Origin of the sequence: Ruegeria sp. Ofav3-42 (assembly GCF_022347725.1) — a bacterium.
In the GTDB taxonomy this organism is placed as follows: domain Bacteria; phylum Pseudomonadota; class Alphaproteobacteria; order Rhodobacterales; family Rhodobacteraceae; genus Ruegeria.
Map to the genome: position 1 here is coordinate 474,564 of NZ_JAKRGB010000003.1, position 10,900 is coordinate 485,463.

At 56.0% G+C, this 10,900-nt stretch carries 10 protein-coding genes; 1 reads left to right on the forward strand and 9 read right to left on the reverse strand.

What is annotated here, in order from left to right; all coding sequences use genetic code 11:
• Positions 1-117 precede the first annotated feature (117 nt).
• The 9 genes from MHN28_RS07615 to MHN28_RS07655 form a co-directional block, all read right to left on the reverse strand.
• A complete protein-coding gene (locus MHN28_RS07615) occupies positions 118-1,308 on the reverse strand; it encodes a Gfo/Idh/MocA family protein (protein ID WP_239337642.1) in 1,191 nt (396 codons plus the stop codon).
• Positions 1,301-1,975, reverse strand: a complete 675-nt coding sequence (locus tag MHN28_RS07620) for a hypothetical protein (protein WP_239337645.1) — start codon at positions 1,973-1,975, stop codon at positions 1,301-1,303. Before MHN28_RS07620 ends, MHN28_RS07615 begins: the two co-directional genes overlap by 8 nt.
• On the reverse strand, positions 1,965-3,152 hold the full coding sequence (locus tag MHN28_RS07625) for a Gfo/Idh/MocA family protein (protein ID WP_239337648.1): 1,188 nt from the start codon (positions 3,150-3,152) through the stop codon (positions 1,965-1,967). Before MHN28_RS07625 ends, MHN28_RS07620 begins: the two co-directional genes overlap by 11 nt.
• The gene (locus tag MHN28_RS07630) at positions 3,142-3,969 is read right to left on the reverse strand and encodes a citryl-CoA lyase (RefSeq protein ID WP_239337651.1); all 828 of its coding nucleotides are present in this window, start codon (positions 3,967-3,969) and stop codon (positions 3,142-3,144) included. Before MHN28_RS07630 ends, MHN28_RS07625 begins: the two co-directional genes overlap by 11 nt.
• Entirely contained in the window at positions 3,966-5,858 is a 1,893-nt protein-coding gene (locus MHN28_RS07635; protein WP_239337654.1) for a bifunctional sugar phosphate isomerase/epimerase/4-hydroxyphenylpyruvate dioxygenase family protein, read from the reverse strand. Before MHN28_RS07635 ends, MHN28_RS07630 begins: the two co-directional genes overlap by 4 nt.
• Entirely contained in the window at positions 5,858-7,153 is a 1,296-nt protein-coding gene (locus tag MHN28_RS07640; protein ID WP_108859945.1) for a TRAP transporter large permease, read from the reverse strand. Before MHN28_RS07640 ends, MHN28_RS07635 begins: the two co-directional genes overlap by 1 nt.
• Entirely contained in the window at positions 7,150-7,725 is a 576-nt protein-coding gene (locus MHN28_RS07645; protein ID WP_170328648.1) for a TRAP transporter small permease, read from the reverse strand. Before MHN28_RS07645 ends, MHN28_RS07640 begins: the two co-directional genes overlap by 4 nt.
• A 30-nt stretch (positions 7,726-7,755) precedes the next feature.
• Positions 7,756-8,766 (reverse strand): TRAP transporter substrate-binding protein DctP, encoded by a 1,011-nt coding sequence (gene dctP / locus MHN28_RS07650; RefSeq protein WP_170417163.1) that lies wholly within the window; start codon positions 8,764-8,766, stop codon positions 7,756-7,758.
• 106 nt (positions 8,767-8,872) lie between these two features.
• A complete protein-coding gene (locus MHN28_RS07655) occupies positions 8,873-9,946 on the reverse strand; it encodes a Gfo/Idh/MocA family protein (RefSeq protein ID WP_239337657.1) in 1,074 nt (357 codons plus the stop codon).
• Positions 9,947-10,153: 207 nt separating this feature from the next.
• Here MHN28_RS07655 and MHN28_RS07660 point away from each other — a divergent pair, with 207 nt between their 5' ends.
• A complete protein-coding gene (locus MHN28_RS07660; protein ID WP_170328650.1) occupies positions 10,154-10,807 on the forward strand; it encodes a GntR family transcriptional regulator in 654 nt (217 codons plus the stop codon).
• The last annotated feature ends 93 nt before the right edge of the window (positions 10,808-10,900 follow it).

The window sequence follows — 10,900 nt, forward strand, 5'->3', positions numbered from 1 at the left end:
TCACACGCAGTAAAAAATATCTGATATTTTTCAAAATATCAACTTTTAATACTGAGCAGGAAATGAAAACGCCCGGGCGACGGCCCGGGCGTGTTTTACATTCGTGTTAGCAGAGCCTTAGAGAGTGACCCAGTCCCCTCCGGACTGGTGAGAGCGCACAGAGGCATCTATGAATCGGACGCCGTCTGCGCCTTGATTGACACTGGGATAAGCAAGCCAATCGGCCGGAACGGTGACGCCATCCCGGCGCGCGGCCACGGCCATGGCAAATTCCGTATAGAGGTTGGCCCAGGCTTCGATAATCCCTTCAGGGAAGCCGCGCGCGGTACGGATCAGACGTTCTGCGCCGGGACCGATGCCATGCCCGTGACCTCGGCTGATGATACGATCCGGCTCACCGAACCGATTGAACTTCAGCTGTTCCGAATTCTCCAGGTCCCACTCGAGGCCTCCTTCGTTCCCGAATATGCGCAGGCGCAACCCACCCCGGTTTCCGGGGGCAAGGCGTGTTGCCATCAAGGTTCCGGGGACTTCATTTTGGTAACGGGTGAACATGAACACCGTATCTTCCAAAGGCTTTGGCGCGCCGCAGACATGAAACTCGGCCCGTAGGTTGGTCAAGGGCAGGCCCGAGACAAAACTGGCCAGATGCGCGGCATGGGTGCCGATATCGCCGACACAACTGGTCGGGCCAGAAATCTTTGGGTCCAGCCGCCACTTTACATGAGGCGCATCGGCCACATCTTCGGGCGTCATCCAGTCCTGCATGAACTCAACATGGATCTGGTTGATCTTGCCGATTCCTCCGTCGGCCACGATCTGCCTGGCCTGACGGATTACTGGAAAACACGACATCGCATAGCCGACAGCAAAGATGTGTCCCGTGCGCGCGGTAATCTCCTCAAGCCCCTCGGCCTCGACGACTTCGTTGGTCAGGGGTTTGTCACACAACACGTCAATGCCCGCCTCCAGAAACGCTTTGGCCGCTTCGAAATGAATGTGGTTCGGGGTCGTGATCATGACGGCATCTACGCCATCCGGGCGTGCCGCCTCGGCCTGTGCCATCTCGTCGAATGACGCATAGCACCTGTCTGCTGGCAGATACCACTCAGCCCCACGCGCCTTGCTGCGCGCAGCGTCAGAACTGAGCGCGCCTGCGACGACCTCCCACCGGTCGGTCATTCGCGCGGCAGTTGCTTGCGTGACCGAGATACGTCCACCACCAACAACGCCCAGCTTCAAACGACGAGACAAGCGGGGGAAAGGACCATCAAAGTTCAGGTTTTCGGGTAAAAGTCTCTCAGCCATTCTGAACCTCCATTTCCGGGACCCGTACACCTTCGGGCAGTATTTCCACCGCCATGAAGATGCTGGGGGTAATCGTCTCGTATTGATGCCAGGGATAGTTGCCTTCAGCGTCATACATCGGCTTGTGCGTCGTGCCGGGGGCCATGAATTCTTCGAGGTAAAGGGTTTCAACGTCCCGTTCGCGGCATTGCTGCATTTTGCCAAAGCCTACGATTTGCGTATGCACTTCGCGAAACCCCGGTACCGGGCAGAAAGGATGATCCTTGTGCAATCCGACATTCAATGGGACCGAGCCGGAATGGTACATGGTCAGTCCAACGTTACCCACGAAAACTTTTGGAGACATGTAATGACTGACACCGCGCAGACGCTCCTCTTGGCGAACATCAAAAGCAGATGGCCATGTATCTTTCACCCATGTGAACAACTCGTTGTCATCGGCATGGGCGTCGAAACCGTGGACAATGACGGCACGTTCCACGCCGCTAAGCGTGCTGTCTTGCACGATCACAGAGGAAAGCGGCGCAATAGTCTGATCCTCGACCGCGAGGTCCCTCCCCCCAAGGTTCAGAACAATGGCGCGACCCTCGACAGATACTCCGTCTTCATCCGTGACGTGCTGGACGCGAAAGAATGGCTGAGCAAAGTCGAGTGTCTCAATCGGCATGAACCAGCTCCTTCCTCTCATCATTAAGGAAATCGACCGGCAGAGGCTCCGGAGCCGCGCAACGGCTTTCTATCGTCTGATAAGCGCCAAATTTCGGCGCTCGTTCAATCGCGTCCATGACCTCGAAAACGTGGTAGGCAAGCGCTCCACTTGCTCGGGGTTGGCGTCCTTCTTGTGCCGCCAGGGCCAGATCCAAAAGGCCGAGCCCGCGGCTGTCCTCATTGAACCCGTGTTTGTTTTCGACCACCTGCCAGTTTTCGCGACCAGTTGGACGAGGCTGATGAGACCAGCGCGAGGTGTCCCGTGTCTTCAACCAGACATCCCCCTGAAAGATATTGGCACCATGAACCGGGTCAGGGTCAGGGATGCTGATGGTGCCGTTTTCACCGTAGATCTCGAACCGCGGAGTTTCGCTGTCCCAGACGTCGAAGCTCATGGTCATCGACCCTATAGCTCCTGAAGAGAACTGCAGCAGGCTTAGGGAGTGCGTGTCGACCTCGACATCCATCCATTCACCGTTGCGAGGACCGTTTTCGATCATCCTTTTGTCGAACGTGCGCCGAGCCATTCCGGCGACCCGGTCAACGGGACCAAGGCAGCAGATCATGGCGGTCAGGTAGTATGGCCCAAGGTCCAGCAAGGGCCCACCACCTGCCTTATAGTAGAAATCCGGGTTGGGATGGTGGCGCTCCGTCCCGTGGGTCCCGACATGGGCAAAAACCCCTGTTGGGTTCCCGATAGCGCCTTCATCGATCAAGCGCCGAACGGTCTGCCAACGACCGCCCAGAAACGTGTCGGGTGCGCAACCGACCAGTAGCCCCTTTTCAGTGGCCGTATGCAGGATCGCTTTTCCATCCGATCGGTTCATGACCAGTGGCTTTTCGGAATATACGTGCTTGCCCGCCTCTAACGCACGCAGGCTGATTTCGGCATGCGCCGCCGGAATTGTCAGGTTCAGAACGCAGTCAAGCGTCGGATCATCAAACACGTCATCTGGCGTACAGGCCTTGGCGATATCGTATTGATCTGCCTTGGTGCGGCTTTCCGAAGGGTCAAGGCTTGCGCAAGCCACGACCTCAACGTTTGAGAATTTGGACAGTGTTTTTAGATAAATATCGCTGATACGACCACAGCCGATAAGGCCGACCCGGAAGGATTTCGATGTCTCACGTGTCATCATTCCTGTCTTCGTAGAGGGGTAAGTAGTTCGGGGGCATCGGCCCTTTGTTCCGACCGCCCTGGTTCATCTGTTCCCAGGCATGGGCGAGTATTCCGACCGAACGGGACAGACAAAACAGCCCACGCGACAAGGGTGCCGGAAAGCCAAGTTCACAAAAGATCACAGCTGTTGCGCCATCGATATTCATGGCAATCGGCCGCCCGCCGCGTTGGCGACCAAGCTCGGCCTGAACCTCTTCTCCGATATCGGCAAACCGGCCAGAAACTGTGCCTTCTGCCGCCGCATCACGAACAAGTTGCATCAATCGTGGTGCGCGTGGGTCGACAGGCTTGTGAAACCTGTGACCAAAGCCCGATACGATCTTGCCGTAGGTCTCGCGCCAGCTGTCCAAGCCATCCCGAACAGCGTCATTCAGCGAAGCTCTCGCTTCCATGCGGGCCGCGATATCATAGTACAGCTCTGCGCACTGCTCCCCTGCCCCACCGTGTACGTCGCCCAGCATGTTCACTGCCGTCGCCATCGCGTTGTTCAGCCCGACCCCGCAGGTGGCGGCCATGCGCGCCGCCGCGATCGAGGGGGCTTGGGGGCCGTGATCGACTCCCGCAACCAGAGCAGCCTCGAACAGACGGGCCTGCGTATCGCTGGGCAGATCGCCCCGCACCATCAGCCAGATCATCTGCGGGAAAGATACGTTCCCGATCAGGTCCTCTATGGCGTTGCCGCGAAAAGCGATCTGTCCGGGTTTCATGTCGATGATCGAGGTGCGCCACCATTCGCGAACGGCTCGCTCATCGCTTGTCATCTGCGCGGTCATTGAGTTTGCACCTCTTTCACCGTCTGGGTTTTGCTTTGCGCGGCAAGGCGAATGGGCGCGTTACGCGCACCGTAACCGGCATAGCCCATGCGGCGTTCAACAATTTCGAAAAAGAAGCCGTTAAAGATGGGGCGGCTGTATATCTGAAAATACTCAGCACCCGCCGCCCGATCGTAGAGTATGTTACCCCGGTGCAGTTGAGCGAGCAAATCGTCCTCCAATCCGAATGTCGCTTGCAGATCCGCGTAGTAATTTTCTGGGATAGAGAGGCCGGGAAACCCGGACTTCCGCAGCTGATCCGACGATTCAAAAATATCATCCGACTGGAAGGCGATGTGCTGAACACCGGCCCCCAAGCCATCTTCAAGGAATGACGCCGCCAGTGTTCGGCGCCCAACTGCCCCGTTCAGGTTTAAGCGCACTTCGCCTTCGGGACTTTCGATAGCTTGGCTTTGCACGACACCGGACGGGTCGGCAACGTTGACGATAGGAGACTTTGCCATCTCGAAAGTCGAAATGTAGTAGAGCAGCCAGCTCTGCATCTCATCGTGACGCATCGTCTGTGCCAGATGGTCGATACGGCGCAGACCGGCAGGCTGGGTCGCTTTGGTCTTGGCGACTGGCTCAAACTCGATGTCCCAAACCCGATGCAGATCGGATTTCTCATCGATGAAATGGACAACATTGCCACCCACACCTCGGATGGCTGGGATGTCCAGTTCCCCGGTCCCCACCGGTTGTGAGAAATTCGGTGCGCCCAACGCGGTCGCCCGCTGGACCGTCTGATCCGCATCTTTGACACGCAACCCCATGTCACAAACGGAGGGACCGTGACCCAGGAACGCGGAATGGGCAAAACCTTCCTTCTCGGTATTCACGACGATGTTTATCGCGCCCTGCCGCCAAAGCTCGACGGACTTGGTGACGTGTTTTCGTTCCATTCGAAAACACATTGCTGACAGCATATCTGCCAACTGCGCGCCGCTTACCTCATCGGCTGTAAATTCGACAAACTCAAAGCCTGACGCATAGACGCGTTCCGGCAGGTCCGGGATGCCGAAATCACTTCCCGGCTCGGTCCGTGATACCTCATCCAGCAGGTTCACCAGCGACCTGTAGCTGTCTCGGGCCAGTGTTCGGCCACCGGGTTGAGGAGCTGCTTCGTTGACGCGCGCAATGGACCAAGGCCCCTTGTACCCGGCGCGGGACAAAACCCGTACGAAGCCCGCTAGGTTCAGCGATCCAAGCCCCGGCAAAAGCCCAAAGTGCCGTTTGAGCCTGCGAATATCCATCTCAAGCCGGGGCGCATCGGACAGTTGCACATGGAACAGCCGCTCTCCGGGAATGTCCCGAAGGCGGGCTGGTTTGGACCCGTCGGCGAGCGAGAAGAAGGAATTCAAGGCCAACCCCAGATGAGGGCTGTCGACAGCTTCAACGACGCCTAACGCCTGTTCATCCGAGTGAATAAGATCCGACCATGGCAAGCCCAAATAGGCCAGACGCAGCCCCATTGCCTTTGCTATCTCGGCCGCCTCGCCAAGATCTGCGATTACCTGTTCTTCGGTTGCAGCGGCATCAACCTCGAAAGCGGACCCGATTAGCAGCAATTGCGTTCCCAACTCGCTCATCAGGTCGAGTTTGCGCTTTAGCCGATCAAAGGCGCGCTCCCGTCCACTGTCGGACTGGCCCTCAAGGTTATGAAAGGGTTGTAGCAGGCAAATCTTCAGGCCGAGGTCCGATGCAATTTCGCGGACTTGCGATGGCGATCCGTCAAAAGCGGTCAAATCCGGTTCGTGTAATTCGACACCCCCGAATCCCGCGTCAGCGATAGCACTCAGCTTTTCAGCCAGATCACCGGGGATCGACGTTGTCGAAACCGAGAGGCACATTATCCCTGATATCCAAACATACGCGGCAACCACAGGACCAGATCCGGCATCAGCATCATGATCACCAAGGCGAAGATGAGAACCGCGAGGAAGGCCCAGATTTCCGAGATGATTTCGCGCAGCGGAATGTCCGTCACGGCGTTGATCACAAAGAGTAGAATGCCATAGGGCGGCGTGATCAGACCGATCATCGAGTTCACGACGACCAGCACTCCGAAATGCACCAGATCAATCCCAAGCGCTTCGCAGGTGGGAATGAACAGAGGCACAATCACCAGAATGATCGTCGTTGCGTCCAAGACGCATCCCAGCGCGAGGATCAGCAGGTTAACCAGGATCAGGAAAACAATCGGACTAACATCCGAACCCTCTAGCAGTGCCGAGATCGACTGAGGAATTTGCTCCTGAATGACGATGAAGTTCAGAATGAACGCGCCACCAATGACCACCCCAACGGCTGCGGAAGAGCGCGCGCTGTCGACGAACACTTGATAAAGGCCGCGGAAGGTCAGCGCTCGGTAGAACAACGCTGCCAATAGCAGAGCGTAGAATGCAGCCACGGCTGCAGCCTCGGTCGGAGTAGTAACGCCGCCATATATGCCGTACAGCAGGATTGCGGGCATCAGCAGTGCCGGGAACGCGTTGGCGGTTTTAGCCGGCAACTCGCGCAGTGGAACCGGGTCCTCCAACGCAAAGTTCCGCTTACCTGCCAGATAATAGTTCATCGCCATCAGGACGACGCCCATGATCAGGCCCGGCAGAATACCGGCCAGGAACAGCGACCCGATAGAGGCCTTGGAAACGAGCGCGTACAATACCATCGGGATCGAAGGCGGAATGATTGGGCCAATCGTCGCCGACGCCGCGGTAATCGCAGCAGCATAACCCCGGCTGTAACGGCCATCCTTGGTCATCATCTCAATAATGATCTTGCCGATCCCGGCAGCATCCGCGACGGCAGAGCCGGACATACCCGAGAAGATCAGAGACGCAACCACGTTGACGTGTCCGAGGCCGCCCTTGAAACGACCGACAGCAGCGACGCAGAAGTTCAGCAGGCGGTCCGTGATCGACCCAGCGTTCATGATATTCGCGGCGACGATGAACAAAGGCACGGCAAGCAGGATCGTGCTTTTGTAGAAGCCTTGCAGGATCTTCTCGCCCGCAAGGGCGACGTCCAATCCAGCCGTGCCAAGGTACACCAATGAGGCCAAGAGGATGGAATAACCGATAGGGGTCCCGATGCCTGCCAGAAGAAAGAGAGCGAGCAGGCAGGAAAGAAGTTCAAAACTCATTTGTCTGCTTCCTCGTCGTCTTCTCCGTCGACGCGGGGATGATCGTCAACCACGTTGTACCCAACGACCAGTTCCAGCTCGGTTTTAGGTGGGCCATTGCGCAGGATGTCAAAGAACAGCCATCCATACCGCGCGGCCACGACCAGCATGAACACCGCATAAATTGAGAACACGGTGCGCAGCGGTATCTTCTCACCCGAGAACGGATTGCGCACAGTCGAAGTTTTGCGGATTTTCATCCAGTCGATGTAGTCCCACGTCGGCAGGAAACTGTAGAGCATCCCGACCACAATCGCTGCGGCCGCCAGCATCGCAAAGACCTGCCGCACGCGCATCGGCACGGAAAGGTAGATGATGTCGAACTTTACGTGATCCCTCTCGCGCACGATAAAAGCGCAACTGAAGAAGATCACCCAGACCCACAGAATGCCAATCAGTTCAAGCGTCCAACCGGCAGGGGTGAAGAAATACCGCAGAAGAATTTGGAGAAGGAAGATCAGGAAGATTGCCGCCAGCATCCCGCCGGCAATCGCTTCGGTCAGTCGGGAGAACCCCTTTATGAAGCCTTTCATTGCGGTTCTCCCTCCCTTCTTCAGACGACCTTAGTTGCCCAGAGCGTTGATCTGCTCAAGCACACCGTCGGGCCATGATCCGGCGAATTCACTTTCCAGATACATCGACTGTACCTGATCGCGGAACGCCGCGAGGTCGGGCTCGTAGACTTCCATGCCTTGTTCCTTGAGGAAGCTGACAAGGTCTTCTTCTTTCTGAAGCTGCTTCTGGCGACCGGATTCAGCCGCTGCATCCGCAGCTTCCTGAACCTTGGCCTGCTGTTCCGGTGTCAGCCCGTCCCAAACCTCTTTGCCGATGGCGATATAGTTCAGGTCGACCAGATGCGATGTCAGGATGATCTGATTGGTCACTTCGTAGAATTTGGCATCAACCACAGTCGGCAGCGGGTTGTCCTGACCGTCAACGGCACCGGTCGACAGAGCTGTGTAAACCTCTGAGAACGCCATTGGTGTCGGGGCAGCACCCAGCGCTTTGCCGAGGAACTGCCACGCATCTGTGCCCGGCATCCGCAGGTTCACACCTTCCAGATCAGCCGGAGTGCTGACGGTCAGTTCATCCTTGGGCTGGCGCAGGTTCACCTGACGACGGCCCAGATACATGACCGACAGCAGTTTGACGCCCAGTTCTTCTTCGGCCTTTTGCTTAAAGGCATCCATCAAGGGATCGTTGAAGACAGCCACCTGGTGCGCGGCGTCCTGGTGGACATAGCCTGCGGTAAAGATCGAAAACTCGGGGAAGAACTGTGCCAGCTCTTGCGCCGAGGTGATCGACATTTCCAGGTTACCCCGGCTGATGGCGTCCAACTCAGTGCCTTGGGCGAAGATGGTTCCATTATAGCTGGGCTCGTAGCTTGCGAAATCAGCGACCATGGGCGCGAAAACCTCGGCCATAGCGACCGAGCGTTGGTCGGTCTCCGATCCTGATGTTGCGAGGCGAAGTTGCACTTTGTCTTCCGCCAGCGCACCACTTGTTGCGCTAAACAGAACACCGGTTGCGACCAGGGCTGATACAGCAGCCCGGCGGGTAAGTTTGGTAATCACTTTGCTCCTCCCTGAGACATCATGATGCATTTTTCCGATTCTGAGTTTTGACCTATTTTGGACATTTTGCAAGATTTTTTACAAAATATCAGATATTTTTTAATACCTACAATCTCTGTTGTTGCGTTTCCTGAAGGTTTCTTATCCTGACAGTCTCGCCACTCCTGCAGGAATTCTGAATAGCTTCAATAACTTGAAGTGTTCTAAAACCTTCCCATCCAGACACAATCGGATCTGCTTCGCCCCGAGCAACTTCAACAAAGTGCCTGAGTTGATTGACCAGAGGGTCAGAGGCACCCTTCTTCAGCGCGGTTGATGAGATTGGCGTCCACCAATCCCTTTGCTCTCTCTGGTAACTCCACAGCCGAAGATCGGGAACGGACAACGACCCATGAGAGCCACCGATCATGTAGCTACTCTCAGTGGTCGACGGATAGATTGGATATTCTTGAGACGTCATCTCCCAGCTCCACGGGGCGACGATGCTGTCGGACACACTTATGGTCCCAATCGCCCCACTTTCAAACGTCAACAGCGCACCGGCAACATCTTCGTTGTCGTAACCCCGCTGCGATTCAGCCGACTGAGCCTGTACGGTCATGACCTCTCCGGCCAGGTACCGCAGCAGATCCACATCGTGGACAAGATTGACCGAGATGGGCCCTGCACCGGGTTTCTTTCTCCAGGGCGCAGCATCAAAATACTCGTCTGGCTTATAGAACCAGCAATTCGCATGGACAGCGCGCACATCTCCAATCTTCCCATCGACAATGGCTTCCTTAGCCGACCGGATCAGAGGATTGTGTCGACGATGATGTCCGACCATCAGTGGCACATTGGCCTTCTCCGCTGCTTGAACAAACTCAAGTGCAGCAGTGGCTTCTACGGCGATCGGTTTTTCGACAAGAACGGGACAACCATGTCGAATACACTTGAGGCCTTGTTCAACATGAAGCGTGGTCGGGGTCGCAAGAACAGCTCCGTCTGGCGTCTGATTTGCAAACATTTCCTCGAGGGTCTCGTAACATGCGACCCCGTGTTCAACTGCGTACGCACGTCCTTCGTCGCTGGGATCAACTACCGCGACAAGATCAACATGGCGCAACGCTCGGATAGCGTCTGCGTGGCGGCGTCCAACAAGGCCAATGCCGACAATGGCAATGCGAAAGTTCTGAGACACTTTGCTTCCTTCCGGAGGGTCTGGAAATCCCAAACCCTATGTTTGCGACCGGGCTGCATTGCCCAACTTGGCCACGACCGTATTGGGGTTTTCACGATTCCGCAATAATGTATGATATTTTTATTTTTACCATACATCGGATTGGATTGCTGATACCTCCGAAAAATGCTAACTGAACGAAGAAACTGATAATATCGGGTGAAACGCATGGCGAAACAGCCGTCTACGATAGGTGCAAGCACTTATCAGCGCATCAAGCGGGACATCATCTTCGGAGAGCTGCAACCCGGTTCTAAACTGAAGTTGGACGCCTTGAAGGAACGCTACTCGGCAAGTCTTTCGACACTTCGTGAAACGCTGAACAGGCTCGCCAGTGACGGATTTGTCGAAGCTCCTGAACAACGCGGATTCCTGGTAACGCCGGTTTCACGAGAAGACCTGACAGAGATTTCAGAGCTGCGCGTCCTGTTGGAATGCCACGCGTTGGAGTTGTCCATTGCGAACGGCGACACGGACTGGGAAGGCAACCTCGTTGCCGCACACCACAAACTGCACCTGATGGAACAGCAGCTTCTCAAGGGCGACGAGTCCGAGAAAGAAACCTGGAAACGATATGATTGGGAGTTTCACCAAGCGATGATCGCGGCCTGCAACTCCAAGAACCTTCTGTCTCTGCACTCGATCATCTACGACAAATATCTGCGGTATCAGATGCTCGTGCTGACCTATCGCGGCGAAGAGGCCGTCAAGGAGCACAAGGGCATGTTCGATGCCGCATTGGCCAGAGACGCCGACACGGCCAAGAAACTGTTGGAAGATCACATCCGAAACGGCCTCACCCACACATTGGAGGCTATGTAAGGCGGCATGCTGATTGCGTGCTTCGACGTCTTCAGGTCGATTTGGCAGGGAATATCTCAAAATTCTACATCTAAATCGAGAAGTTTATGAACG

Excerpts from the sequence above, each read along its gene's own strand:
- MHN28_RS07660 (WP_170328650.1), top strand. The coding sequence starts at position 10,154 with ATGGCGAAACAGCCGTCTACGATAGGTGCAAGCACTTATCAGCGCATC.
- MHN28_RS07645 (WP_170328648.1), bottom strand. The coding sequence starts at position 7,725 with ATGAAAGGCTTCATAAAGGGGTTCTCCCGACTGACCGAAGCGATTGCC.
- MHN28_RS07635 (WP_239337654.1), bottom strand. The coding sequence starts at position 5,858 with ATGTGCCTCTCGGTTTCGACAACGTCGATCCCCGGTGATCTGGCTGAA.
- MHN28_RS07615 (WP_239337642.1), bottom strand. The coding sequence starts at position 1,308 with ATGGCTGAGAGACTTTTACCCGAAAACCTGAACTTTGATGGTCCTTTC.
- MHN28_RS07625 (WP_239337648.1), bottom strand. The coding sequence starts at position 3,152 with ATGACACGTGAGACATCGAAATCCTTCCGGGTCGGCCTTATCGGCTGT.
- MHN28_RS07630 (WP_239337651.1), bottom strand. The coding sequence starts at position 3,969 with ATGACCGCGCAGATGACAAGCGATGAGCGAGCCGTTCGCGAATGGTGG.
- MHN28_RS07620 (WP_239337645.1), bottom strand. The coding sequence starts at position 1,975 with ATGCCGATTGAGACACTCGACTTTGCTCAGCCATTCTTTCGCGTCCAG.
- MHN28_RS07640 (WP_108859945.1), bottom strand. The coding sequence starts at position 7,153 with ATGAGTTTTGAACTTCTTTCCTGCCTGCTCGCTCTCTTTCTTCTGGCA.